The sequence below is a fragment of the Rhizobium aethiopicum genome (genome assembly GCF_900094625.1).
GTDB lineage: Bacteria > Pseudomonadota > Alphaproteobacteria > Rhizobiales > Rhizobiaceae > Rhizobium > Rhizobium aethiopicum.
The window spans coordinates 14,123-39,493 of record NZ_FMAJ01000017.1; the positions used below are offsets into that span (position 1 = coordinate 14,123).

Genomic DNA, 25,371 nt, shown 5'->3' on the forward strand with positions numbered 1-25,371 from the left:
TTTTGGCCCCTCCCATTCTGAAACTCGACGATATTTTCCTGAGCTTTGGCGGCGCACCGCTGCTGGCGGGCGCTTCCCTGCAGGTCGAGCCCGGCGACAAGATCTGCCTGGTCGGGCGCAACGGCTCTGGAAAATCGACGCTGTTGAAGATTGCCGCCGGCATGGTCGAGGCGCAGTCCGGCGAGGTCTTCCGCCATCCGTCCTCGACGGTGCGCTATCTCGAACAGGCACCGGATTTTGCCGACTTCAGCACCGTACAGGCCTATGCCGAGGCTGGGCTGGGACCGGGCGACGATCCCTATCGCGTTGCCTATCTCCTGTCCCATCTCGGCCTCATCGGCGAGGAAGATCCGAACACCCTTTCCGGCGGCGAATCGCGCCGGGCCGCCCTTGCCCGCGTGCTGGCGCCGGAGCCCGACATTCTTCTGCTCGACGAGCCGACCAACCATCTCGACCTGCCGACCATCGAATGGCTGGAAGGCGAGCTGCAGAAGACGCGCAGCGCCCTTGTGCTGATCTCTCACGACCGGCGCTTCCTCGAAAAGGTCTCGACGGCAACCGTCTGGCTCGACCGCGGCACCTCGCGCCGGCTCGACAGGAGTTTCGGGCATTTCGAAGCCTGGCGCGACCAGGTGCTGGAGGCCGAGGAACTGGAACAGCACAAGCTCGGAAAGGCGATCGAGCGCGAGGAACATTGGCTGCGTTACGGCGTCACGGCGCGGCGCAAACGCAATATGCGCCGCCTCGGCGAGCTGCAGACGATGCGTTCGCAGTATCGCGGCCACAAGGGACCGCAGGGCACGGTGCAGGCGACGGTTTCGGACGCACAGGAATCCGGCAAGCTGGTGATCGAGGCCGAGAAGATCACCAAGAGTTTCGGCGATCGGCCGATCGTTACGCCGTTCTCGATCCGCGTGCATCGCGGCGACTGCATCGGTCTGGTCGGGCCGAACGGCGCCGGCAAGACGACGCTGCTGAAGATGCTGACCGGGCAACTTTCCCCTGATAGCGGCACGATCAAGCTCGGCACCAATCTGGAGATCGCCACACTCGACCAGAAGCGCGAGGATCTCGACCCCGAGGATACGCTCGCCAACTACCTGACGGACGGGCGCGGCGAAAACCTGCTCGTCAACGGCGAGCAGCGCCATGTCACCGGCTACATGAAGGAATTCCTGTTCCAGCCGGAACAGGCGCGCACGCCGATCAAAAGCCTCTCGGGCGGCGAGCGCGCCCGGCTGATGCTGGCGCGCATCCTTTCCCGTCCGGCAAATCTCCTGATCCTCGACGAACCCACAAACGATCTCGATATCGAGACGCTCGACCTCTTGCAGGAAGTCGTCGCCGGCTTTCCCGGCACCGTCATCCTCGTCAGCCACGATCGCGACTTCCTCGACCGCACCGTAACCTCGACGATCGCCCCCGCCGTGCCGGATGCGCCCGACGGCCGATGGATCGAATATGCCGGCGGCTACACGGATATGCTGGCGCAGCGCAAAGGCGCGATCGAAGAGCGTAGGAAAGCCGAGAAGGCGGCGGAGAAACCGAAGGCGCAGGAAGCGGCGCCGTCCACCGGAAGCTCGAAAGGCAAGCTGTCGTTCAAGCAGAAATTCGCGCTGGACAACCTGCCGAAGGAGATGGCCAAGGCCGAAGCCGAGATCGCCAAGCGCGAACAGGTGATGGCCGACCCCAATCTGTTCACGCGCGACCCTGCAGCCTTCACCCGGCTTGCCGCGGAGATGGAGAAGCTACGCACCGGCCTGACAAAGATGGAGGAGGAGTGGCTGGAGCTCGAAATGCTGCGGGAAGAGCTGGAAGGCTGAGTTTTGCCGGGGCTCAACGGCTCACCTTTCCTTGGTTGGCCAGTGTATTCCCAGCCGGCATAAGGTGTCGTCCGGCAGCAGATCCAAGCGTTACAGCGCTCCTTGCGGGTCTGAAAAAACGCGCGGCGCTGCAGGGATAATGCCGATCGCGGTGGCGACAAGGAAAGTCATATGTCTCGCAAGCCTTATTCCCTTCTTTTCAAAGCCCTTGCCGGCGGCTTTGTCGCGCTGGCCTTCTCGCAGGCCGCGCAGGGGCAGGACGGTGAACGCATTCGGTCGAGGATATCAAACCCGGCGATTTCGTCGGCGTCGCTTCGCTTCCGAAGGGCAGCGGCCCGGACGGGGCGATCGAAGTGCTGATCTCTCCGGCGTCGATGAAGGGAACGGGCGAGGGAAATCGCCCTGGGATGCGCCCCGAACAGCCAGATGACCAACGCGACCGTCAGCAACGCCGTCAAATCCGTCGACGGCCACGATCTTGCTTACCTATCAGGGCAAGGAAAAAACCATCACGATCGCCGATGCAACGCCGATCGTGACCTTGGCGCCTGCAACCGAAGACGATCTGAAAACCGGCGCTGGCGTCATCATCACCGGTGAAAAAGCGGCAGACGACAGCATTTCGGCCGACGAGGTCGCCGTCGGCCTCAACGGCATCGTGTCGCCGATGTGACCGGGTGGCTTACAGCGCCGGCGCCGGGATGGCAGCCGCGCTTGCCTCGGCGTTGGCGCCGGTCTCGGCGACAGGCGTCAGTTCCTCGGATTCTGCCGGCAGCGCCTGCAGGTGCAGGACGCGCGGCTGCAGGGCCTCGAGATAGGTTTCCGAGCGGCCGATATAGATCATGGCGGTTTCCGGCATGGTGGCCAGCACTCGGCACATCGTTTCCTGCCATTCCGGCTCCATGCCCTCAAGCACTTCATCGAAAACGATCCAGCGCGGGCGCACCAGAAGCAGCCGGGCGAAGCCGATCGCCTTCTGCTCGTCGCCGTCGAGCAGCTTGTCCCAGCGGGCGCGGCTATCGAGCCTTGCGACCAGCGAATGCAGCCCGGCCTTTTCGAGGGCCGCCTCGACGGCCGCCCTCTCGTAGGCATCGGGGCTTTCGGGAAAGGCCAGCGCTTCGCGCAGCGTTCCGCCTGGGACATAGGCGACCTGCGGCACGAACAGCATCTCGTCGGCCGGCGGCAGGCCCATCGTGCCGCTGCCGCACGGCCAGAGGCCGGCCATCGCCTGGAAGAGCAGCTTGCGATTGACGCTGTGATCGCCGTTGATCATGATTTTTTCGCCGGCCTTGATCACGACGTCGGTCTCGCGCAGGCGGAAGCCGCCGCATTCCGCGATGTCTTCGCCGATCTTGGCGTTGATCACCACATCCTTCAGCGTCAGCGTGTCGGGCGCGGTGTTTTCATAGGCGATGCTGCCCTTCAGGTCGAAGTCCTCATCCATGTCGAGCAGCGCCTGACGGAAATCCGTGACGCGCATCAGCGTGGCGCGCCATTCGGCGATCGGGCCGAAATTGGCGACATACCAGCGCAGCGCCGTATTGACCTGGTTGAAGGCGCCGACGGACATCATCAGCTGGCCGAGGGTCAGGCCGCCGGAAAAATAGGCGGGAGCGGCGACGATGATCGGGATGACGATTACCAGCCAGCCGTAGCCGGCCGAAACCCAGGTGAGGTTGGTATTGGCCATGGCGAGCCGCTTGACGACCCTCAGCACCGAACTGATATCGGTGTTGATGCGCCGGCGTTCGTTCTCCTCGCCGCGGGCAACGGTAATCGCCGGCATGTTTTCGTTCGCATGCATCAGCGTGAAGCGAAGCTCGGCCTCCTTCGAGAAACGGTCGGCATTGAGCTTCACCAGCTTGCGGCCAACGACCTGACTGAGCACCGAGGCTGAAGCCGCATAGAAAATCGCCGCCCAGACCATATAGCCCGGGATGGAAAAGCTGTGGCCGCTGATGTGGAAGATGAAGCCGCTCGACAGTTCCCAGAGCACGCCGATGAAGCTCACCAGCAGAATGGTCGATTGTAAGAGTCCGAGGACGAGGCCCGTGGTGCTTTCGGCGAGGTTGCGGGAATCCTCATGCAGGCGCTGGTCCGGATTGACGCCGATCAGGCCACTGGAGGCAAGCCGCAGCGCCCGCTTGCGCTTCAGCCACTGGTCGACGAGATCGCGCGACAGGCCCTCACGCATATAGAGCGCGGTCATCTGGTTCAGCCAGGCCTGCAGCACATTGAGCAGCAGCAGCGTGCCGGCGATCATTGCGAAAATTTCGAGCTGGTCGAAGAATTCGCCGAGGTCACGGCGCTCGAGCGAATCGTAGAAGGGGGCGTTCCACTCGTTGAGGATCACTTGGCCATAGGCTGTCGCCAATATGACGAGGATCAGCACGGTCGCCAGAAACAGCACCTTGCCACGCACTTGCGAATTCCAGAATGCCGAGAACATCACCCCGAGGCGATATGTCAGGCTGAGATCGTAACCTACCCTATCCTGCCTCCGGGTCCCCGGCCTCCCCTCGATTTTATCTGCCATCACGCTTTTCCAACACCGCCCATATCGTCATTATTAACATGGTGGCGTTATCGGTCTATCAACAGATTCTATCAGTCATTAAACTGTGATGATGCTTGCGCGGGCCGCTGCCGCATGCATTCGGCAGTTGATTCGCGGCCCGACAGGGGCTAATTAACAATCCGTGGTGATTTGGCCGGCCGGCTTGCAGCCACGTTAAAAAAGTTGCTAAAGGGCCGCGTGCGGACCGGTAGCGATTTTTTGTCGCCGCCGGTTTTTTGTTTTGATCGAGTGACCGCAATGCCCATCAAGATTCCCGATACGTTGCCCGCCTTCGAAACCCTGGTTCAGGAAGGCGTGCGGGTGCTGACCGAGACGATGGCGATCCGTCAGGATATAAGACCGTTGCAGATCGGGCTGCTCAACCTGATGCCGAACAAGATCAAGACCGAAGTACAGATGGCCCGCCTTGTCGGCGCCTCGCCGCTGCAGGTGGAGCTGTCGCTCATCCGCATCGGCGGCCACAAGCCAAAGAACACATCGGAAGACCATCTGCTCGCCTTCTACCAGACCTGGGAGGAGGTGAAGCAGCGCAAGTTCGACGGTTTCATCATCACCGGGGCGCCGATCGAGCTCCTGCCCTATGAGGACGTTACCTATTGGCAAGAGATGCAGGAGATCTTCAATTGGACGGAAACCAACGTCCATTCGACGATGAACGTCTGCTGGGGCGCGATGGCAGCGATCTATCATTTTCACGGCGTTCCGAAATACGAGCTGAAGGAAAAAGCCTTCGGCGTCTACCGCCACCGGAATCTCAAACCTTCCTCCATCTATTTGAATGGCTTTTCCGACAATTTCGAGGTTCCGGTGTCGCGATGGACCGAGGTGCGCCGGGAGGACATCGACAAATCCGAAAGCCTGGAAATCCTGATGGAATCGAGCGAGATGGGCGTCTGCCTCGTGCACGAGAAGAGGGGCCGGCGGCTTTATATGTTCAACCACGTCGAATATGATTCTACCTCGCTTTCCGAAGAGTATTTTCGTGATGTCGATGCCGGCGTTCCGATCAAGATGCCGCACAATTACTTCCCGCATAACGACCCGACGCTGGCGCCGCAGAACCGCTGGCGCAGCCATGCGCATCTCCTGTTCGGCAATTGGATCAACGAGATCTACCAGACGACGCCCTATGATCTCGAAGAGATCGGCATGGATCTCTGAGCGGCGTTTCTTTCTAATCTGCCCGGTTGCGGTTTGGGACAAATGCGGGCAGGTTCCGGTCCTGAACTCAGGAATAGAACGGACGGTCGATCATGTCGGATAAGTTGGAGCGGGAAGTTTTCGGGCAGACGAAGGCGGGCGAGACCGTCTATCGCGTCGTCATCAAGGGCGGCGGGCTGACCGCCAAGATCATCACCTGGGGTGCTGTCATCCAGGATCTGCGCCTTGCCGGCCATGACGCGCCGCTGCAGCTCGGCTTCGATGATTTCGACAGCTACCCCCTCCATTCGGCTTATTTCGGCGCGACGCCCGGCCGCTGCGCCAACCGCGTCGGCGGCGGCGCCTTCACGCTAGACGGCACGGATTATCAGCTCGAACTGAACGAAAACGGCGTCACGCATCTGCATGGCGGCAGCGACAATATCGCCAAGCGCAACTGGACGATCGTCGAGCATGCCGTCGACCGCCTGGTGATGAAGATCGTCGATCCCGACGGCCGCGCCGGCTATCCCGGCAACTGCACCATCCAGGCAACGTTCCGGGTGCACGGCAACGGCGAATTGTCGATCACCTACGAATCGACCAGCAATCAGCCGACGCTCGCCAATGTCTGCCAGCACGCCTATTTCAATCTCGACGGCCACGAAGATGCGCTGGGTCACGATATCATGATCGCCGCCGATCACTATCTGCCGACCGATGAGAAGCAGGTGCCGACCGGCGAGATCCGCTCCGTTGGCGGCACCGAATTCGATTTCCGCGAGATGGCACCGATGAAGCGCTTCGTCGGCAGTGAACAGGTGCTGTACGACCATAATTTTTGCCTGTCCCGCGAACGCACCGCCAAGCGCACCGTCGCACTCGCCCGCAGCCTCTATTCCGGCGTGTCGCTGGAAGTGCGCAGCACCGAGCCTGGCGTGCAGTTCTATGCCGGCTTCAAGCTCAATACGGGGGCTCCCGGTCTCGACGGGCGCAAATACGGCCCGTTCGCCGGCTTCTGCCTGGAGACGCAGGTCTGGCCGGATGCCATCAATCACGAAGGTTTCCCGAATGCGGTCCTGCGCCCCGGCGAGGTGCTGCGCCAGGAGACGGATTATATCTTCACCAAGAGCTGAGCGCCTTCAGGACGCACGGCTGTCAACTTTGGTCGTTATGAACCCTCTGCGGGCCACCGCAGAGGGTTTTTTGTTTCCCGCGTTCGATTCCGCCTTGCCGATTGGTTCTAAATAGGTTCTATTGTATTCCCATGGATAGAACCAGTCTGGTGACGGAGCTGAATAGGCGCGGCCTGCGCGACGAAGCGCTGACCGGCCCGCTCTACAAGCGGCTGGCGCAGGCGCTGACCAGCCTCGTTCAGGAAGGACTGCTGAAGCCGGGTACGGCGCTGCCTGGCGAGCGCGACCTCGCCGAGGCCCTCAAGCTCGGCCGCGTCACCGTGCGCACCGCCTATCGCGACCTGATGGCGTCGGGTGCACTGGAATCGCGCCGCGGAAGCGGTACTTTCGTATCGAGCAAGGTGGAGCGCATGGAGCAGTCGCTCTGGCGGCTTTCCTCCTTCTCCGCCGATATGCGCTCGCGCGGGCGTCTGCCTGCCGCACGGATATTGTCGCGGGAAGTCAACACGCCGTCCCCGGAAGAATCCTTCCTGCTCGGTCTGGGCGGCGACGAGCAGGTGCTGAGGCTCGACCGGCTGCGCCTCGCCGACGGTCTGCCGCTGGCGATCGAGCGCGCCGTCGTGCCGCTCAAGTTCTTGGGCGAGGACGCAGGCGGCGAGGGATCGCTCTACGATGCGCTGGCGGCGAACGGACATCGGCCGGTGCGCGCGCTGCAGCGGCTGACCGCCGTGACACTCGATGCGTCCTATGCCGCGATGCTGAATGTAAAATCAGGCGCGCCGGCGCTTTTGATCGAACGTGTCTCACGGCTGGAAGACCAGCGCGTCGTCGAATACACCCGCTCGCATTATCGCGGCGATGCCTATGATTTTGTTGCCGAATTGAGAATTGGAGATGACCATGAGTGAAACCCAGTCGCTGATGCTGCAGGAAGCCGGCCAGTCGCCGGAGGTGGTGGCCACACTTCTCGAAAAGGGAACGCCGGTTTTCGCAGAGATCGCCCGGCTGTTTTCGACTTCCCGCCCGAGCGTGGTGACGACGGCCGCGCGCGGCTCCTCGGACCACGCCGCCACCTTCTTCAAGTATCTCTTCGAGATTACCTGCGGCGTACCGGTCGCCTCGGTCGGCCCGTCGATCGCTTCTGTCTACGGCGCTTCTCTCCATCTGAAAGGCGGCGTGCATTTCACCGTCTCGCAGTCGGGTGCAAGTCCCGATATCGTCGCACTGCAGGACGCGGCCAAGAAGGGCGGCGCGACGACGATCGCCGTCGTCAACGTCACCGACAGTCCGCTTGCCAAGCAAGCGGATATCGTTCTCGGCCTCAACGCCGGCGCGGAGAAGAGTGTGGCGGCGACGAAATCCTTCATCGCGTCCGTTGCCGCCCTTTCCGGCGTGACGGCTGCGATCGGCGGTGCGTCCGATCTGCAGGCCGCGCTCGGCAAGCTGCCGGAAGCGCTTTCGGCGACCGCCGGCCTCGATACGGCGCCGGCCGAGGAGGTGCTGTTCAACGCGACCTCGCTCTATACGGCCGGCCGCGGTCCGGCTTTCGCGATCGCGCTCGAAGCGGCGCTGAAGGCCAAGGAAACCTCCGGCCTCCATGCCGAGGCCTTTTCGCTGGCGGAACTGATGCATGGCCCGATGCGCCTGGTGCAGCCGGGCTTTCCCATCGTCGCCTTCGCGCCCGACGACGCGGCTTTCGCCAATAACGGCCAGGCGCTGGAGCGCCTGCAGAAGCTCGGCGCCACCACCGTCGGTTTCTCCACGCAGCCGCTCTCCGGTATCAATCTGCGCGTGCCGACAACCGGGAACGGCCTCCTCGACCCGCTGGTGTCGCTGCTTGTCTATTACCGGCTGATCGAGTCTGTGACGCGCCGCAAGGGCTTCGATCCCGACCGGCCGGCCAACCTGCTCAAGGTGACGGAGACGGTCTGATGCGGCGCAAGATCTTCGTCGGCGCCCGTATTTTCGATGGCGAGCGCTTCCATGACGATAAGGCACTCATCGTTGCCGACGGCCGTATTGAAGCGATCGTCGCGAGAATCGACCTGCCTGATGGCGACACAGTCACACTTGCGGGCGGCGTCCTGTCTGCCGGCTTCATCGATGCGCAGGTCAATGGCGGCGGCGGCCGGATGCTGAACGACGAGCCTTCCGCGGCGTCGATGGATATCATCGCCGGCGGGCACCGGCCGTATGGCACGACGTCGCTGTTGCCGACCCTAATTACCGATAGGTCGGAGGCGACCAATGCCGCCATCGCGGCGGCGAAGGAGGCCGTGAAGGAAAACCGCGGCGTCGCCGGCCTGCATCTCGAGGGCCCGCATCTGTCGCCCGCCCGCAAAGGCGCGCATCTGGCGGAACTGATGCGGCCGGTAGAAGACAGTGATGTCAGCGCTTTCATCCGGGCGCGCGAGGCGATCGGAACGCTGCTCGTCACTATTGCCGCCGAGCAGGTGACGGTTGCCCAGGTGCGCGAGCTTGCGGAAGCCGGCGTCACCGTCAGCATCGGCCATTCCGACTGCGCGAGTGAGGCAGCGGAAGAGCGTTTCGATGCCGGCGCGCGCGGCGTTACCCACCTCTTCAACGCGATGAGCCAGATGGGACATCGCGCCCCCGGCCTCGTCGGCGCCGCGATCGACCATCCCGCGACCTGGTGCGGCATCATCGCCGACGGCCATCACGTCGATCCGAAGGCGCTGCGCACGGCGTTGCGCGCCAAGCGCGGCGAAGGCAAACTGTTCTTCGTCACCGACGCCATGTCGCTCGTCGGCTCGCAGCAGGACTCGTTCACGCTGAACGGACGCACCGTCCGGCGCGAAAAGGGCGGCTTTTGCTCGAAGCTCGTGCTTCCCGACGGAACGCTCGCCGGCTCCGACGTCGACATGATCTCGGCGATCCGTTACGGCGTCACCTATCTCGACCTGACGCTCGCCGAGGCGCTGCGCATGGCGACCCTTTACCCCGCGCGTTTCCTGCGGCTTGCCGACCGCGGCCATCTGTCGCCGGGCGCCCGCGCCGACCTCGTCCATTTGACCGATACGCTTACGGTTGCAGCCACCTGGCTTTCGGGCGAGGCGGCCTGACCTCAAGGAGACGTGAGATGACTGCCATCACGGATGCCTATTTCTCCAACCTGATCGGTCGGCTGGAAGAGCTGAAGCAAGTGCTTGCCGAGCCCATGGCGCAGGCGGCAGCCGTCATTCTCGATGCTGCCCGCGGCGACAAGCGCGTCTATGTCTTCGGTACCGGGCATTCACATATGCTGGCGGAAGAGGTGCACTATCGCGCCGGCGGGCTTGCGCTTACCGTTCCGGTGCTCGTCGGCTCGGCCATGCTGCATGAGGGCGCGGTCATCAGTTCGGTTTATGAGCGCACGCAGGGCCTGGTGCGGCCGATGCTGGAGCGTTACGGCATGCAGCCCGGCGATGTCATCATCATCGCCTCCAATTCCGGCGTGAACGCCGCGCCGATCGAGGCCGCCGACTATGCGCGCGAGATCGGCGCGAAGGTGATTGCCATCACTTCGATTGCCTATTCCTCAGCGATCGCCAATGGCCGTCGACGCCTCGCCGAAGTCGCTGACGTGGTGCTCGATAACGGATTGCCGCCGGGCGACGCCGTTATCGATCTCGAGGGCACGGGGCTTCGGGTCGGGCCGGTCTCGACGGCGGTCGGGGTGACGGTCATCAACGCCGTCTTCGCGGAAGTCGCCTCGGAGCTTTCCAAATCCGGCGATGCGCCGGTCTATCTCAGCGCCAACATGCCCGGGGCTGCCGAGATAAACCAGAAGCTCGTGCGGAAATACCGGCCGCGCAATCCGCATCTTTGACGTCGGCAGATACAAAAAAGGCCGGTCTGAACCGGCCTTCTGCAGAGATATAAACCAGGATCAGTCCTTGGCGCGTTCGACGTAGGAATTGTCTTCGGTCGCGATAACGACGCGGGTGCCGGCGTCGATATGCGGCGGCACCGAGGTGCGGATGCCGTTGGAGAGCATGGCCGGCTTGTAGGACGATGACGCAGTCTGGCCCTTGACGACCGGTTCGGTCTCGACGATCTCGAGCGTGACGTGGCGCGGCAGTTCGAGCGCCAGCGGAATGCCTTCATGGATCGACAGGATGCAGGTCATGCCTTCCTGGAGATAGGCCTTCTGGTCGCCCATGGTTTCCTGGCTGACGACCACCTGGTCGTAGTTGGCAGGATTCATGAAGTGGAAGCCTTCGCCGTCTTCATAGAGGAATTGAAAGTTGACGTCCTCGACGAAGGCGCGCTCGACCTGTTCGGTGGTGCGCCAGCGCTCGGAGACCTTCACGCCGTCGACGATGCGGCGCATGTCGACCTGGGTTACCGGCGTGCCCTTGCCCGGATGAAAGTTCTGGGCGGTGAGAACGACATAGAGCTTGCCGTCGACATCGAGAACGTTGCCCTTGCGGACCGAAGAGGCGATGACCTTGACCATAAGACTTCCTTGTAACTCGGCTTTCGGCGTCGTAGATGACTGTCGAGACGCCCCGGAGACGCAAATGTTTTTCTTTGGGGGCGCAACTAACCTAAAATCCGGGAAATAGCCACCCCCATACCGGCTTCTCCGGCGAAGAAAGCTTGGAATGAATTTTTCGGCGAAAGCGTCCCCCTGGTGGACCCCGTCCGTGCATGCCGATCGCCGTCCGTTTCTGATCGGACGCAATGCGATTCAGGCCGCGTTGCGCGGATTTTTCGCGCGCGAGGATTTCATCGAGGTCGATACGGCAGTGCTGCAGATCTCACCCGGCAACGAGGCGCATCTGCATGCATTTGCGACGGAAGCGCTGACGACGGACGGGCAAAAGGCCCCGTTCTATCTGCACACTTCGCCGGAATTCGCCTGCAAAAAGCTGCTTGCGGCGGGCGAGGAGCGCATCTCCTGTTTTGCCCATGTCTACCGCAACCGTGAGCGCGGGCCGCTGCATCATCCCGAATTCACCATGCTCGAATGGTATCGGGCCGGCGAAAGCTATGAGAGCCTGATGATGGATTGCGTGCGTCTCCTGGCCCTGGCGGCCGAAACGGTGAAGACGCCGGTGCTCGCCTATCGCGGCGGCGAGAGCGATCCCTTCGCCGGGCCGGAGCGGATCACTGTCGCCGAAGCCTTCGAACGTCACGCCGGCATCGATCTTCTCGCTTCCGTCGCCGCCGACGGTTCGACCGATCGCGAACATCTGGCGGCCGAACTCAGGCGCGTCGGCATGCGTGTCGCCGATGACGACGGCTGGGCCGATCTCTTCAGCCGGGTGCTGGTCGAAAAGATCGAGCCGCATCTCGGCTTCGGCCGCATTACCATTCTCGACGAATATCCTGTTTCGGAGGCCGCACTGGCGCGTCCTTCGGCACGCGAGCCCCGAGTTGCCGAGCGCTTCGAGCTCTATGCCTGCGGCGTCGAGCTTGCCAATGGCTTCGGCGAGCTCACCAACGCCGGCGAACAGCGGCGGCGCTTCGAGATCGAGATGGCCGAGAAGGCGCGGATCTACGGCGAGACCTATCCGATCGACGAGGATTTCCTCGCTGCGCTGTCATTGGTGCCCGAGGCAAGCGGCATTGCTCTCGGTTTCGACCGACTGGTGATGCTGGCGACGGGAGCGTCGCGCATCGACCAGGTGCTCTGGGCGCCGGTCGCGGAGTATGGAAGATGAATGTCGTCAAACCGGTCAAGAGCGTCGACGATCTTCTGAAAGCGGGGCTTGCCCCTCCCGGCGATCGTGCAATGCTCGACGAGATAGCCGCACGTTACGCAATTGCCCTGACGCCGGCGATGACCAGGCTGATCGACCGCGCCGACCCTGATGATCCGATCGCGCGGCAGTTCGTGCCTGACGCTGCCGAACTTATCGTGGCCCCCGAAGAACGTGCCGATCCGATCGGCGACCATGCCCACAGCCCTGTCGAAGGCATCGTCCATCGTTATCCCGACCGCGTGTTGCTCAAGGCCGTGCATGTCTGCCCGGTTTATTGCCGCTTTTGCTTCCGCCGCGAAATGGTCGGGCCGCAGGGTTTGGGCACGCTCGATGCGGCGGCGATGCAGGCAGCTCTCGATTATATCGGCGGCCGCCCGGAGATCTGGGAAGTCATCCTGACCGGCGGCGATCCGCTGGTGCTTTCGCCGCGCCGGCTCCGCGACATCATGGAGGCGCTTGCCGGGATCGCGCATGTGAAGATCGTGCGTTTCCACACCCGCGTTCCGGTCGTCGATCCCGAGAAGATCGATGCGGCGCTGATCGCGGCGCTGAAGGCGAGCGGCAAGACCGTCTATGTGGCGCTGCATGCCAACCATGTCCGGGAACTGACGGCGGAAGCGCGCGCGGCCTGCGGGCGCCTCGTCGATGCCGGCATCGCCATGGTCAGCCAATCGGTGCTGCTCAAGGGCGTCAACGACGATCCCGACGTGCTGGCCGAGCTAATGAAGGCCTTCGTCGAAAGCCGCGTCAAACCCTATTACCTCCATCACCCCGATCTTGCGCCCGGCACCGGCCATTTCAGACTGACGATCGAGGAGGGGCAGAGGATCGTGGCGGCGCTGCGCGGACGGATTTCCGGGCTCTGCCAGCCGACTTACATCCTCGACATCCCAGGCGGTCACGGCAAGGCCGTCGTCAGCGGAAACAGCATCCAGCCGACGGGCGAGGGGTGTTATTCCGTCTCTGATCATCGCGGCGGCGCGCATTCCTATCCGCCGGCCTGATGGCGCGAAGTGTACTTTGCGTGTCATTTCTGTACTCGCCGCGTCGGAACCGACGCCGAGCATAATTGCGCAAATGACCATAGCTCATTGACTTAAAATGAATATCCAAGCTTTCATCGGAAGAATCGCTAAAATCCTAACCATGAGGAACAATCATCTTTAACCCAACAAATTAGCGGAATGTTCTGTTTTCCGCACTAAAAGGACGCTCATGACAAGGCGATGAACGCCGGTTCGGGATCATGAGAATCTTGGAGTGATGGGATGAATAAGACAATCCGCGACCTCGTAGCCAAATTCGGCAAACTTCCTGTCGCAATCGACCAGGTCGCCGACGACGCCGATCTTTATGCGGCGGGTCTGACGTCCTTTGCCTCGGTGCAGCTGATGCTGGGTATCGAAGAAGCGTTCGACATCGAATTCCCCGACAATCTCCTGAACCGCAAATCCTTCGCGAGCATCTCGGCCATCGCCAAGACGGTCGACACCATTCAGGACAGCCGGAAGGTCGCCTGATGAACTTCCCCGTCAAGATCATGCAGGACGGTCTTGTCGCAAGGGTCGCCCGTGTCGCCGAAGTGGCGACCAAACACGCCGATGTTGTCGATGCCGAGGGCCGGTTTCCCCGGGAAGCCGTGGATGCGATGAAGGCCGAACGGTTGCTCGGCATTCAGGTGCCCCGGCAGCTCGGCGGCGAATCGGCCTCGATCACCGAAATCGCCGAATTGTGCTCGATGCTCGGCCAGGCCTGCGCAGCAAGCGCCATGGTCTTCGCCATGCACCATATTAAGCTGTCGAGCCTCGTCGAACACGGCGCCGACAGCGAATGGCATTGCGGCTTCATGCGCCGCATCGCTGCCGAACAGCTGCTGATCGCGTCGGCCACCACCGAGGGCGGGATCGGCGGAAACCTGCGCAACAGCATTTGCGCGGTCGAGGTTACTGGCGATCACTGCCGCCTCGAAAAAGATGCTACCGTCATTTCCTACGGCTCGCACGCCGATGCCATCCTGATCACCTCGCGTGCCCATGCGCAGGCGGCCTCGTCCGATCAGGTGCTGACGGCCTTCCTCAAAGACCAGTACACGCTCGAGAAAACGCATGCCTGGAATACGCTCGGCATGCGCGGCACCTGCTCCGACGGTTTCCTCTTCAAAGGCGAAGCGCCGGCACATCAGATCCTGCCGAAGCCTTTCGCCGAGATCGCCGCGCAATCGATGCTCGCTTCTTCGCATCTGCTCTGGAGCGGCGTCTGGTACGGCATCGCCGTCGATGCGGTCGCCCGCGCCCAGGCCTTCGTGCGTGCCGCCGCCCGCAAAGCGCCGGATGCGTCGCCGCCGGGCGCGCTGCGCCTCGCCGAGGTTTCGAACCTGCTGCAGATGGTGAAATCCAACGTGGTCGCCGGGCTCAAGGCCTATGAAGACGCCAAATCGGACCCCGACCGGCTGTCGTCGATGGGTTTTGCGGTGGCGATGAACAACGTCAAGATTGCCTCTTCCGAGACGATCCTGGAGATCGTCAATCACGCCATGCTGATCTGCGGCATCATGGGCTACAAGAACGGCACGCCCTTCAGCCTCGGACGCCATCTGCGCGACGCGCATTCGGCCCAACTCATGATCTCGAACGACCGCATCCTCGGCAACACGTCGAGCATGCTTCTCGTCCACAAGCAGGACACTAGCCTACTGGGGTAAAGCCATGGATATGCAGACCTCGTTTCTCGACCGGCTCTTCGAGTCCGGCCTGCTGATCGATACCGGCGTTGATGGTCTCTATGGCCGCAGCGGCCAGTTCGAAGATGTGATCACCGCTTTCGAACGGCTGATCGACGCGTTCGGCGGCGCCGACGGCGCCGAGGCGATGCGCTTCCCGCCCGGCATGAACCGCGCGCTCTTCGAAAAAAGCGGTTACATGAAGAGCTTCCCGCAGCTGGCCGGCACGGTGCACAGTTTCTGCGGCAGCGAGCTCGACCATATGAGCCTGCTTGAATGCATGGAAGTCGGCGACGACTGGACCAGGGACCAGAAGGCCACCGATATCGTGCTGACGCCGGCTGCCTGCTATCCGCTCTATCCGACGGTCGCCAAGCGCGGTAACCTGCCGAAGACGGGCGGTTTGTTCGATCTGCAGTCCTATTGCTTCCGCCATGAGCCTTCGAGGGATCCCGCCCGCCAGCAGCTGTTCCGCATGCGTGAATATGTCTGCATGGGCACCGAGCAGCACGTCACCGATTTCCGTCAGAAATGGATGGATCGCGGCGTCGAGATGATGAAACAGCTCGGCCTCGATGTAACTATCGACGTTGCCAACGATCCCTTCTTCGGCCGCGCCGGCAAGATGATGGTCAACAACCAGCGCGACCAGAACTTGAAGTTCGAACTGCTGATCCCGATCACGTCGGCGGCAAATCCGACCGCCTGCATGAGCTTCAATTACCATCAGGATTCGTTCGGCTTGAAGTGGGGTCTGAACCTCGAAGACGGAAGCGCCGCACATACGGCCTGCGTCGGCTTCGGCCTGGAGCGCATCGCGCTCGCCCTCTTCCACCACCACGGGCTCGACGTGAAGCAATGGCCGGCCAGCGTGCGGAAAACGCTGTGGGGCTGATGACGTCGATGACATCGGTCTTCCCGGGGCTCCACCCGGAAACCTACCGGCCGCACGCTCTGCATTCCGGCGAGCGCGCCTGGCCGGAAACCAACTGCTATGTCGATCTTTGGATCGAAGTGCTGAACAGCTCGGGCGCAGCGCCCGAGGCGATGCTCGGTTTCACTCTGGCGCAGGATTTCGAGGGCGACCAGTTCACTTTCTTCAAGGTGCCACTCGAGGATCTCGAAGCTCTCTACGGCATCCGCGCCACCGAGCTTGCGATCTACGACCGCGTCGAACGGCATGTCGAAGTCCAGATTGCGCGGGGCCGTCTCTGCCTGATCGAGATGGATTCCTTCTATATGCCGGATACGCGCGGCACCGCTTATCGGCAGGAGCACGGCAAGACGACGGTCGCGATCAACCGGCTGGATGTCGTCGCAAAGCGCGTCGAGTATTTTCACAATGCCGGCTATTTCCACCTGGAGGGCGAGGACTTCGATGGGCTGTTCCAGCTGCATCTGACGGAGAGCGATCCGCCGTTCCTGCCCTATACCGAATTCGCGCGATTGCCGGAAAAGCCGGCTGACGAAGCGCATCTGCGTGCGACCGCGCGGCGGCTTGCCGGATTTCATTTCTCCAGGCGTCCCCGCGAAAACCCGATCCGCGCCTTCGCCCGCGTTTTTCCGCAGCAGGTGGAAACCGTGGCGGAGCGGCCGTTCGGCTTCTTCCACAAATACGCCTTCAACACGCTTCGCCAAGTGGGCGCCAATTTCGAGCTGGCGGCTGACTATCTGACCTGGCTGTCCTCAACCGAATTCGCGGCGGCCGCCGAGGATGCCCGGCGCATTTCCGACGCGGCGAAATCCGTGCAGTTCCAGCTTGCCCGCGCCGTCGCCCGCAGGAAGTTCGAGCCGCTGCAGGCAGCCCTTGATCCGGCCGCCGATGCATGGGATGCCATGATGACGTCGCTTGCGGAGCGACTCTAGGGCCGGAGATCTGACCATGCGGGGGCGTTTGGCAAGCATCGGAGCCGAGGAAAGTGTGCTTTCCGAAGGCTGGAACCTGATCCTGACGGAACCGGGCGCCTGCGCCGTGCCGCACGACATTCCCCTTTCCGCCAAGTTTATTCCCGCGCCCGTTCCCGGCACCGTTGCCGGGGCACTCGAAAAAGCCGGAATGTTCGACCGGGAAAATCCCGAGCCGCTCAACACCAGGGATGCCTGGTACCTCTGCCGGCTGTTCGATGCCGAACCCGGCGAAGCGATCCTGCGTTTCGGCGGGCTGGCCACGCTATGCCATGTTTTCCTCAACGGTGAGGAAATCCTCTTTTCCGAAAGCATGTTCACGGCGCATGAAATTCCGGTGACGCTATTGGGCGGTGATGAGCTGGCGCTCTGCTTCCGGGCGCTCGGGCCTCGCCTGTCGGAGCCTGGCCCCCGCGCGCGCTGGCGCCCGCAAATGATCACGCCGACAGGCCTCAAGAACTTCCGCACCACGCTGCTCGGCCATATGCCCGGCTGGTGCCCCGATATTCATGCCGTCGGGCCCTGGCGGCCGATTTCACTGGCGCGGCGCAACCCCGTCTCGATCGACAATGTTGCCATCCGCGCGGTCCTGGAGGAGAGCGGCGCCGGCCGTCTCAGCGTTTCCCTGCACAGCAATGCCGAGGAGCCGGCCATGCTGCTGCGCTGCGGCGGCATGGAGCAGCCCTTCGAGAAGGTCGGCCATAATCATTACTCGGCTATTCTCAAACTTTCTGACATCGAGCCATGGTGGCCGCATACGCATGGCGCTCCACGTCTTTACGAAATGACGCTTGTCTCCGACGGCACGGAATATCCGCTTGGCCGGACCGGCTTCCGGCGGATCGAAGTCGAGCGCGGCGCTGATGGCAATGACTTCGCGCTCCTCGTCAACGGCGAACGTATGTTCTGCCGCGGCGCGGTTTGGACGACGGCCGATATCGCGCGGTTGCCGGGAGGGAGAGCGGATTACGAGCCGTTTCTGCGGCTTGCCGCTGCATCCGGCATGAACATGATCCGCATCGGCGGCACCATGGCTTATGAGACGCCGGATTTCTTCGCGCTCTGCGACGAACTCGGCCTGCTGGTATGGCAGGATTTCATGTTCGCCAATTTCGACTATCCCCGCAACGACAAGACCTTTCTCGGCCATGTGCATGCCGAGGTGGAGGAGTTCCTGCACGGCGTGCAGGCATCTCCGTCGCTTGCCGTGCTCTGCGGCGGCAGCGAGATTCACCAGCAGGCCGCGATGCTCGGCCTGCCCACGGAATTCTGGAGCGGGCCTGTTACCGACGAAATCATCCCGGCCATCGCCATGCGCATGCGTCCCGATGTGCCTTATGTGCCGAACTCGCCCTCTGGCGGCGCGATGCCGTTCTCGCCCAATTCAGGCGTCGCGCATTATTACGGCGTCGGCGCCTATATGCGCCCGATGGCCGATGCCCGCCGCGCGGAAGTGCGCTTCGCATCCGAAAGCCTCGCCTTCGCGCATGTGCCGCAGCAAAGGACGCTGCAACGCCACCTCGATGTGCCAGCCGTCCACAGTCCACTGTGGAAGGCCCGCGTGCCTCGTGACCGCGGCGCATCGTGGGATTTCGAGGATGTCCGCGATTTCTATCTGGAGCTTCTCTACGACTTCGATCCGGCCCGGCTACGCCGCCAAGATCCGGAACGTTATCTCGATCTCTCCCGCGCCGTCACCGGCGAGGTGATCGAGGAGACCTTCGCCGAATGGCGGCGCAAGGATTCCACCTGCAACGGTGCGCTGGTCTGGACACTGCAGGACCTCCTGCCCGGCCCCGGCTGGGGGGTGATCGATTCCACCGGTGAGCCGAAGCCTGTCTGGTATGCGCTGCGCCGCGCGTTCCGGCCGATCCAGGCAGTCTTTACCGACGAAGGAACCAACGGTCTCGACGTCCATGTCGTCAACGAGACCGACGCCGCCCTGGATGTGGAGCTCGAGGTCGTCTGCCTGCGTGATGGAAAACAGCAGGTCGTGAGCGGCAGCATGGCCTTCAAGCTGGCGGCAAGGAGCGTGGAACGCTTCGCCTCGACCGCGCTGTTCGGCGCCTTTTTCGATACGACCTATGCCTTCCGTTTCGGACCCCCGTCGCATGACGCCAGCCTGGCCCGGCTGCGCTCGCTCGCCGACGGCGTCACCCTCGCGGAAAGCTTCCACTTCCCCTGCGGGCGCGGAAAAGCACTGCACGACGCCGACATCGAGGCGTCGCTCGGCAGAGACGGCGATACCTGGGTCGTCGATCTCAGGACCGACCGGCTGGCGCAATCGGTGCATATCGACGTCGAAGGCTACAGGGCCGACGACGACTGGTTCCACCTTGCTCCCGGCCCGGTGCGGCGCGTGAAGCTCTCCGCGCTCGCCGGCACGGAGAGCGATGTTCCGCCGACGGGCGAGATCAGAAGTCTAGGCAGTTCACATCGCGTCGGGCTTGCGGGCTGAGGCTCGCGAGGAACGATGCAAATCCACCGGAAAGATCGTGACTTGAGAAAGACATACCGCTTTCTACGCGCCCACGTCCTGCAGCGGCTGATCCCGCGGTCGCGCGCTGCCTTCAAACCGCGCGAGCCGGTGGAAATCGTCGGCTATCTCTCGATGGCTGTCGGCGTCGGCGAATCGGCGCGGCTCTGCGCCGGGGCTCTTTCGGAGACGGGACGGGCGATTTCGCTCTCCGATGTCAGCACGCATCCGGACGAAAAATCCTTTTCCGGCTGGGCGCCGTCGCACCTCTCCACCGAACCACCGGGAAGCCGGATCTGGCATCTCAATCCGCCGATGCTGCCGCGCGCCATCCTGAAGAAGGGGCTTGCGAATTTCACCCGTGCCTTCAATATCGGCTATTTCGCCTGGGAGCTTGAAGTCGTGCCGGCGGAATGGCGTAATGGTTTGCGTTACATGAATGCCGTCTTCGTGCCCTCGGAATTCACCCGCCGGGCGATCGCGCCGCTGACCAAAGCATCCGTCATCGTGGTTCCGCATCCCGTGACCGAGAAGCCGGCGAGCGAAGGCATGCGGGAAAAGTTCGGCATCGAGAAGGACGCCTTTCTCGTCAGCTTCATCTTCAGCGCGGGCTCCTCGATCAGCCGAAAGAACCCGCAGGCCGTCATCGAAGCCTTCAGGCTATTCAGCGCCGATTGCCCAAGCGCCTTTCTGCTGATGAAGGCCAGCGGCAATATCGACAAGGATGAGGCCCTGCGCGAACTGATTGCGTCGGTCGCCGGCGAGAGCCGCATCAGGATCGTCACCGACAAGCTCTCGAACGCTGAGATCAACGGCCTCATCCGTTCTTCCGATGCCTATCTTTCGCTGCATCGCTCCGAAGGTTTCGGCCTGACGGTTGCCGAGGCGATCATGCATCGCACCCCGGTCATTTCAACTGCCTGGTCGGGCACGGAAGATTTCTGCGATCCTGAGAATAGCTGGCTCGTCGCCTCTCCCCTCATTCCCGTCGTGGATTCCCATCCCGAATTTGCCGGGCTGCCGGGTGCTGTCTGGGCGGATCCTTCTCCCGAAATTGCGGCCGCGCATCTCAGGGATATCTTCCGCGCGCCAGAGCGGGCACGAGAGAAGGCGGAAAAGGCGCGGGAGTTTCTGCTGCGCTACCTCGCGGAGAACAGCTATGAGAAGGCGCTTCAAAAGCTGGCGGCGATGCAGGCCAGCTAAGGTGACGTCGCCACTCCGCTTAATTTTAATTTTTTCACATTAGAGATGGCGGGTATCCGGCCTTAGGCCGATCCTGGCGGATGGACAGATGTCGAAGGGTATTATCGCAAATTCGGTGATGAATGCGGCCGCAGGCATGCTGCTGCTGCTGACGGGCTTCGTGTCCTCGATCATCACCGCTCGGCTGCTTGGGCCAGAGGCTAACGGCATCGTCGCCTTTTCGCTCTGGCTGGTGGTCACGGGCGCCTCGATCGCTGAGCTCGGCTCCAGCATTACGCTTCTGAAGACGTTGCCGCAGCTTTCGGCGGAAGGCTATGACGTGCGCCGCCGCCGGGGGTTCGCCGCCATCCTCGTCAGCTTCATGATGTTTTCGACGGTGCTGTTGCTGGCGCTATACGCCCTGTTTTTCCTGACCTCCGAAGAGATGCACTGGGCGGAAACCGCGCCGTCCGTCGCGCTCGTCACGGCTGCGCTGTTCTTTGTCCAGGCGATCGGGTCGTTCGTCAAATTCTACCTGATCGGTGAAAAGAAGCTCGGCGCCTTCTTCAAGCTGACGGTCGCCGTCTCCGTCATACAGCTCGCCGGCGTCGCCGGCGGCGCCGTCTTTTATGGCGTCGAGGGCGTTCTCGTCGGTTACGCGCTCGGCCAGCTCGTGCTGTTTTTCGCCACGCTGCCGATCCTTCTCGCGCGGCGCGACTGGTGCGGGGTGTCGCTGAAATATCTTGCCTCCTCCTCCGTCATCCTGTCGATCCAGTTCATCATCGATTCCATCTTCCTCAACCGGCTCGAACTGCTTTTCCTGCAGCAGTTCTGGTCGGTGGAAATGGTCGGCTATTATGCGGTCGGCCTGTCGATCGCCAATATTGCCCTGCAACTGCCGATCCAGATGACCGGCAGCTTGCTGCCCTATTATTCCGAGCGGCGCCACAACAGCGACGATGCGACCTTGCCGGTCGAGGTCTTCGCCGCCGTCACCCGCAGCATGGCCTATATCGTGCTGCCGATGAGCCTCGGGCTTGCCGCGATCTCCAGCGAACTGGTGCTCGTCGTGTTCGGGGAAGCCTTCCGCCGCAGCGGCACGGTGGTCGCGCTGCTTGCGCTCGTCGCTCCCGCCTACACTTTTATGCAGATCCTCAGCCTCTATCTTCTGTCAATGGACAGGGCCCGCTCCCGCCTGACTATCAGTGTGATAGGTGGCCTTCTCATGGTAGCGGGTTGTTTACTGATCATACCTAGGCTTGCCGCCGAGGGGGCCGCACTCGTGCGCATTCTCGTATTCGCTGCGATGTCGGTGATGATGATCAGACAGACAGGATTCGGGTCCCAGCTTTCGGGTCTCTACGCAAGCCTGACGAAGGTGACGCTCGCCTCCGTATTGTGCGCCTGTGGGGCGATTTCAGCGCTGGAATTCGTCCAGGGCCCGATAGGTCTCGTCTTCGCGATCATCGCCGGCACGTTCGCCCATTTCGCTGCGTTGCGGGTACTGCGCGCAGTGCCCGCCGAGGATGTCGAGGTCATGCGCTCCATTGTCGAAAAGATGCCGTCGGCCCTGCGGCGGCCGCTCGGCCGGGTGATCAACTTCATCGCGCCGGGACACCCCGGCGATCCCGACCGCGCCAAGGTCGCGCCCGGCGAATTTTCGCTCGAACCGGCCGAAGGCGCCGGACGCAGCGCCGCCTTGCCTGTCGTCTTCGACGGCACGATCGGCCTGTTCATGCCTGAAAATCCCGAGGCCAGGAAGCGCTCGGCCGCGGTGCTCTTCGTCAGCCCCTGGGGCTTCGAGGAAATGTGCAGCCGCAAGTTTTTCCGCGTCGCGGCCGAACATTTCTCCGATATTGGCGTACCCAGCCTGCGCTTCGATTACCGCGGCACCGGCGATGCGCTCGATTTCGGGGCGCTGCCGGCAAGGTTGGAAACCTGGGAAAACTCGATCCGCGCGGCGGCCGCCAAGCTGAAATCGCTCACCGGCTGCGACCGCATCATCCTGATCGGTCAAGGCCTTGGCGCAACGCTCGCGCAGCGCATCGGCTCATCGATCGAAGGCGTCGACAGCCTTGTCATGCTGGCGCCGGTGCTGAGCGGCCGTGCCTATATGCGTGAACTCAACATGTGGTCCAAGATCATCGACGCCGATCTCGGCCTCGGCCAGCAGCACGTGCAGGCCGCAAAGGTGCAGATCGCCGGGCTTGTCATGCCGGAAGAGATCGCCGCCGAGCTCGGCAAACTCAACATAGCTTCGCCGAAGGGGCTGGCAGCGCCCCGCTATCTGATCCTGGAACGCCCCGTCAGGGCCGAGGATACCGGTTTCGCCGATGCGCTGAAGGCGCTTGGCGCCGAGGTCGAGCAGAATGTGTTCGAAGGTTATGACGAGCTCGTGACCAATCCGCTCTTCGCCAAGACGCCCATGGCCGTCGTCGAGCTTCTGACAGGCTGGCTGAAGGCGGCGGCGACGGAGACATCCGCCGCGCATTCGCCGGCAGCAATCGAGACCACGCCGCTTGCCGGCGAAGGTTTTATGGAAACGCCGGTGCGTTTCGGAAGCCACGATCATCTGGTCGGTGTCGTCAGCCGGCCGTTGGGAGAGATCAAGGGCAATGCCGTGCTCTTCCTGTCGACTGCATATGACCGGCATGCCGGATGGGGGCGGACGACGGTTGATATGGCGCGCGAACTCGCGCGCCAAGGCGTCGTTTCGCTGCGCTTTGATTCTGCCAATGTCGGCGACAGTCCGCCGCGGCCGGATGCGCCGGAGCAGGTGCTTTATTCGATGACGCAGACCGACGACGCGATCGCCGCGCTCGATCTGCTCGAAAACGTCGTTGCCGGCCCCGTCATGGTCGCCGGCCGGTGCAGCGGCGGCTATGTCGCCTTCCGCGCCGGCGTCGCCGACGAGCGGCTGAAGGCTGTCGTCTCGATCAATCCCTTCGTCTATTATTGGGATCCGAAGGTGCCGGTGCGCCGCGAGCACGTCGTCTCCGTTCCCCGCAGCCTCGACGATTACGGCCAGCGCCTGGCGCGGCTCGACACGCTGAAGCGGCTGCTGCGCGGGCAGGTGGACGTGGTGTCGGCGCTTCGCAATATCGTCATCGCCGGCGGCCGGCGACTGTCGCCCTTCGTCGCGCCGTTGCTCGAACTGCTTCCCGACCGGCGCCACATCGCCCGCGAGGTCCGGCAGTCCTTCGCGCTGTTCGGCAAGCGCAAGGTGCCGCTGACGCTGATCTACAGCGAAGGCGACGTCGGCCTCGACCATGTCTATTTCCATTTCGGCCCGCGCGGCGCCAGGCTTTCCCGCTATCCCAATGTGCGGCTGCTGATGCTGCCGGATGCCGACCACAATCTGACGCCGCCGCAATCACGCAAATTCGTGCTCGACGAGATCGTTCGTCTCGCCAGAGCGTAAGCAGATCTTCCGGCAGGCGGGGATCAGAGGCTTTCCGCGGCGACGATATCGAGCGATCTGTAGAGATCGATGTAGCGCCCGGCGACGATATCCCAGGAATAGCCGCGAGCGGCGTCGAGAAGCTCCGAGCGAACGGCGTCCTGTCGGCGCGCAAGGTCGTCATAGGCCGATTCCATGGCGGCCGCGGCGGTCTGCGGACTGGTAAAATCGGCAAGCCTGATGACGGGATGTCGGCTGGCGAGCGTTTGAAAGGCATCGTTGGCGTTCAGCACCGGCAACAGGCCGGCGCTCATCGCCTCCAGCGCCACCAGCCCGAAACCTTCATATTCCGAGGCGGAGGCGAAGAGTGAAGCCTCAGTGATGATGCGGCGGATGGTATCATTGTCTGGCGACACGTGCAGGGTGACGCGGCCCGTCAGGTTCCGGCCTTCCATCTCGCCTTCGATATCCACCCGGTTCAGGTCGGATTCGGCCCCGACAACGTCGAGATGCCATTCCGGATCGCCGCTCTTCAGCACCGCCATCGCGTCAAGCAGGTGGTCCAGCCGCTTGTTCACCGAAAATCGGCCGATGGTGACGATGCGGCGCCTTGCCCGTCGCGAAGCGGTGTCGGCGAACTTGCCGATATCGGCGCCGTTCTCGATCAGCACGCTATCAGGCACGATCTCACAAAACTGCTTGAGATCGGAGGCGCTGCAGCAGACGACGCGGCGATAGGCCTTCGCCGAGGCGCGGGTCAGCGTGCGGAACCATATCTTCTTGATCGCGGCGTATTTCCTTGTGTGGAAGAACCCGCCATGGGTGGTGACGATCATCGGCTTGCCGTGCAGCCGCCGGCCCCAGGCGAGCGCATCGAAGAAGAAGTCGATCGCATGGACATGCACGAGATCGGCATCGCCGAGCTGACGAAAAACCTCCGGCGCCAACGGATAGCGGCTGCTACCGAACCACGGGATGCGAACCACCTCGATGCCGTCGATATTCTCGCGAGCTGGCAGCTTGTCCTCCGGCGCGGTAAACAGTGAGTTCAGCGTGACGACACGGACGCGATAGCCGCGCCGGAGGGTCTGGCGGCTGAGATTGGCGACGACGTCTTCCAGACCGCCGCGATTGGGCAGGAACTGGCGCACGACATGGACGATCAGCGGCGCCGTTTGCGGCTGCGGCTTCTCGCGCACCCTATCTACCTCGACGATCGCCATTTTTCACCTATCGCTGCACGTGCCAAACTCGTTTTGGCGCGGATTTTATAGCAACGACCAGATATCTCAGGCGTTAAG

19 protein-coding genes, 1 pseudogene and 1 riboswitch are annotated in these 25,371 nt (G+C 62.7%); of the genes and pseudogenes, 17 read left to right on the forward strand and 3 right to left on the reverse strand.

Annotated features, from left to right (window positions below; translation table 11 throughout):
* Window positions 1-2: 2 nt before the first annotated feature.
* Together GA0061105_RS26460 and GA0061105_RS26465 are read left to right on the forward strand one after the other, a co-directional pair.
* A complete protein-coding gene (locus tag GA0061105_RS26460; RefSeq protein ID WP_092753796.1) occupies window positions 3-1,823 on the forward strand; it encodes an ABC-F family ATP-binding cassette domain-containing protein in 1,821 nt (606 codons plus the stop codon).
* Window positions 1,824-1,994: 171 nt separating this feature from the next.
* Window positions 1,995-2,496 (forward strand): annotated as a pseudogene (locus GA0061105_RS26465) (hypothetical protein).
* Window positions 2,497-2,505: 9 nt separating this feature from the next.
* On the opposite strand, the gene GA0061105_RS26470 reads toward GA0061105_RS26465, so the two are convergent.
* Window positions 2,506-4,359, reverse strand: a complete 1,854-nt coding sequence (locus GA0061105_RS26470) for an ABC transporter ATP-binding protein/permease (protein ID WP_092753798.1) — start codon at window positions 4,357-4,359, stop codon at window positions 2,506-2,508.
* A gap of 153 nt (window positions 4,360-4,512) precedes the next feature.
* A riboswitch (SAM riboswitch) is annotated at window positions 4,513-4,590 on the forward strand.
* 48 nt (window positions 4,591-4,638) lie between these two features.
* Here GA0061105_RS26470 and metA point away from each other — a divergent pair.
* The 6 genes from metA to GA0061105_RS26500 all read left to right on the forward strand — a co-directional run bounded on the left by metA (window position 4,639) and on the right by GA0061105_RS26500 (window position 10,506).
* The gene (gene metA, locus GA0061105_RS26475) at window positions 4,639-5,562 is read left to right on the forward strand and encodes a homoserine O-acetyltransferase MetA (RefSeq protein WP_092753800.1); all 924 of its coding nucleotides are present in this window, start codon (window positions 4,639-4,641) and stop codon (window positions 5,560-5,562) included.
* A gap of 92 nt (window positions 5,563-5,654) precedes the next feature.
* Window positions 5,655-6,677 (forward strand): aldose epimerase family protein, encoded by a 1,023-nt coding sequence (locus GA0061105_RS26480; RefSeq protein ID WP_092753802.1) that lies wholly within the window; start codon window positions 5,655-5,657, stop codon window positions 6,675-6,677.
* 131 nt (window positions 6,678-6,808) lie between these two features.
* A complete protein-coding gene (locus tag GA0061105_RS26485) occupies window positions 6,809-7,585 on the forward strand; it encodes a GntR family transcriptional regulator (protein ID WP_064696469.1) in 777 nt (258 codons plus the stop codon).
* Window positions 7,578-8,609 (forward strand): SIS domain-containing protein, encoded by a 1,032-nt coding sequence (locus GA0061105_RS26490; RefSeq protein ID WP_092753804.1) that lies wholly within the window; start codon window positions 7,578-7,580, stop codon window positions 8,607-8,609. The genes GA0061105_RS26485 and GA0061105_RS26490 overlap by 8 nt, the downstream gene beginning before the upstream one ends.
* A complete protein-coding gene (gene nagA, locus GA0061105_RS26495) occupies window positions 8,609-9,760 on the forward strand; it encodes an N-acetylglucosamine-6-phosphate deacetylase (protein ID WP_064696467.1) in 1,152 nt (383 codons plus the stop codon). The genes GA0061105_RS26490 and nagA overlap by 1 nt, the downstream gene beginning before the upstream one ends.
* Window positions 9,761-9,777: 17 nt before the next feature.
* Window positions 9,778-10,506, forward strand: a complete 729-nt coding sequence (locus GA0061105_RS26500; RefSeq protein ID WP_064696466.1) for an SIS domain-containing protein — start codon at window positions 9,778-9,780, stop codon at window positions 10,504-10,506.
* A gap of 60 nt (window positions 10,507-10,566) precedes the next feature.
* On the opposite strand, the gene efp is transcribed toward GA0061105_RS26500, so the two are convergent.
* Window positions 10,567-11,136 carry an elongation factor P gene (gene efp, locus GA0061105_RS26505; RefSeq protein WP_092753806.1) on the reverse strand — a complete coding sequence of 190 codons (570 nt, stop codon included), beginning with the start codon at window positions 11,134-11,136 and terminating at the stop codon, window positions 10,567-10,569.
* A 148-nt stretch (window positions 11,137-11,284) separates the two neighbouring features.
* On the opposite strand from efp, the gene epmA reads away from it, so the two are divergent.
* The 9 genes from epmA to GA0061105_RS26550 all read left to right on the forward strand — a co-directional run bounded on the left by epmA (window position 11,285) and on the right by GA0061105_RS26550 (window position 24,091).
* Window positions 11,285-12,346, forward strand: coding sequence for an EF-P lysine aminoacylase EpmA (gene epmA / locus GA0061105_RS26510; RefSeq protein ID WP_092753808.1), 1,062 nt, complete (start codon window positions 11,285-11,287; stop codon window positions 12,344-12,346).
* Entirely contained in the window at window positions 12,343-13,392 is a 1,050-nt protein-coding gene (locus GA0061105_RS26515; protein WP_092753810.1) for a lysine-2,3-aminomutase-like protein, read from the forward strand. The genes epmA and GA0061105_RS26515 overlap by 4 nt, the downstream gene beginning before the upstream one ends.
* Before the next feature lie 264 nt (window positions 13,393-13,656).
* On the forward strand, window positions 13,657-13,908 hold the full coding sequence (locus GA0061105_RS26520; RefSeq protein WP_092753812.1) for an acyl carrier protein: 252 nt from the start codon (window positions 13,657-13,659) through the stop codon (window positions 13,906-13,908).
* The gene (locus GA0061105_RS26525) at window positions 13,908-15,089 is read left to right on the forward strand and encodes an acyl-CoA dehydrogenase family protein (RefSeq protein ID WP_092753814.1); all 1,182 of its coding nucleotides are present in this window, start codon (window positions 13,908-13,910) and stop codon (window positions 15,087-15,089) included. Before GA0061105_RS26520 ends, GA0061105_RS26525 begins: the two co-directional genes overlap by 1 nt.
* Window positions 15,090-15,093: 4 nt before the next feature.
* The gene (locus GA0061105_RS26530) at window positions 15,094-16,002 is read left to right on the forward strand and encodes an amino acid--[acyl-carrier-protein] ligase (RefSeq protein ID WP_092753816.1); all 909 of its coding nucleotides are present in this window, start codon (window positions 15,094-15,096) and stop codon (window positions 16,000-16,002) included.
* Window positions 15,993-16,973 carry a DUF1839 family protein gene (locus GA0061105_RS26535; protein WP_208601705.1) on the forward strand — a complete coding sequence of 327 codons (981 nt, stop codon included), beginning with the start codon at window positions 15,993-15,995 and terminating at the stop codon, window positions 16,971-16,973. Before GA0061105_RS26530 ends, GA0061105_RS26535 begins: the two co-directional genes overlap by 10 nt.
* Window positions 16,974-16,989: 16 nt before the next feature.
* Window positions 16,990-19,470, forward strand: a complete 2,481-nt coding sequence (locus tag GA0061105_RS26540) for a glycoside hydrolase family 2 protein (protein WP_092753818.1) — start codon at window positions 16,990-16,992, stop codon at window positions 19,468-19,470.
* Between the two features lie 42 nt (window positions 19,471-19,512).
* Entirely contained in the window at window positions 19,513-20,691 is a 1,179-nt protein-coding gene (locus GA0061105_RS26545; RefSeq protein ID WP_092753820.1) for a glycosyltransferase family 4 protein, read from the forward strand.
* 88 nt (window positions 20,692-20,779) lie between these two features.
* On the forward strand, window positions 20,780-24,091 hold the full coding sequence (locus GA0061105_RS26550) for an oligosaccharide flippase family protein (RefSeq protein WP_092753822.1): 3,312 nt from the start codon (window positions 20,780-20,782) through the stop codon (window positions 24,089-24,091).
* A gap of 23 nt (window positions 24,092-24,114) precedes the next feature.
* Here the strand turns inward: GA0061105_RS26550 and GA0061105_RS26555 are convergent, their stop codons facing one another.
* Window positions 24,115-25,293: a glycosyltransferase family 4 protein gene (locus GA0061105_RS26555; protein ID WP_092753824.1), complete on the reverse strand. Its 1,179-nt coding sequence runs from the start codon at window positions 25,291-25,293 to the stop codon at window positions 24,115-24,117.
* Window positions 25,294-25,371 lie beyond the last annotated feature (78 nt).

Coding starts and splice junctions, on each gene's coding strand:
- GA0061105_RS26470 (WP_092753798.1), bottom strand. CDS start 4,359: ATGGCAGATAAAATCGAGGGGAGGCCGGGGACCCGGAGGCAGGATAGG.
- metA (WP_092753800.1), top strand. CDS start 4,639: ATGCCCATCAAGATTCCCGATACGTTGCCCGCCTTCGAAACCCTGGTT.
- GA0061105_RS26480 (WP_092753802.1), top strand. CDS start 5,655: ATGTCGGATAAGTTGGAGCGGGAAGTTTTCGGGCAGACGAAGGCGGGC.
- GA0061105_RS26485 (WP_064696469.1), top strand. CDS start 6,809: ATGGATAGAACCAGTCTGGTGACGGAGCTGAATAGGCGCGGCCTGCGC.
- GA0061105_RS26490 (WP_092753804.1), top strand. CDS start 7,578: ATGAGTGAAACCCAGTCGCTGATGCTGCAGGAAGCCGGCCAGTCGCCG.
- nagA (WP_064696467.1), top strand. CDS start 8,609: ATGCGGCGCAAGATCTTCGTCGGCGCCCGTATTTTCGATGGCGAGCGC.
- GA0061105_RS26500 (WP_064696466.1), top strand. CDS start 9,778: ATGACTGCCATCACGGATGCCTATTTCTCCAACCTGATCGGTCGGCTG.
- efp (WP_092753806.1), bottom strand. CDS start 11,136: ATGGTCAAGGTCATCGCCTCTTCGGTCCGCAAGGGCAACGTTCTCGAT.
- epmA (WP_092753808.1), top strand. CDS start 11,285: ATGAATTTTTCGGCGAAAGCGTCCCCCTGGTGGACCCCGTCCGTGCAT.
- GA0061105_RS26515 (WP_092753810.1), top strand. CDS start 12,343: ATGAATGTCGTCAAACCGGTCAAGAGCGTCGACGATCTTCTGAAAGCG.
- GA0061105_RS26520 (WP_092753812.1), top strand. CDS start 13,657: ATGAATAAGACAATCCGCGACCTCGTAGCCAAATTCGGCAAACTTCCT.
- GA0061105_RS26525 (WP_092753814.1), top strand. CDS start 13,908: ATGAACTTCCCCGTCAAGATCATGCAGGACGGTCTTGTCGCAAGGGTC.
- GA0061105_RS26530 (WP_092753816.1), top strand. CDS start 15,094: ATGGATATGCAGACCTCGTTTCTCGACCGGCTCTTCGAGTCCGGCCTG.
- GA0061105_RS26540 (WP_092753818.1), top strand. CDS start 16,990: ATGCGGGGGCGTTTGGCAAGCATCGGAGCCGAGGAAAGTGTGCTTTCC.
- GA0061105_RS26550 (WP_092753822.1), top strand. CDS start 20,780: ATGTCGAAGGGTATTATCGCAAATTCGGTGATGAATGCGGCCGCAGGC.
- GA0061105_RS26555 (WP_092753824.1), bottom strand. CDS start 25,293: ATGGCGATCGTCGAGGTAGATAGGGTGCGCGAGAAGCCGCAGCCGCAA.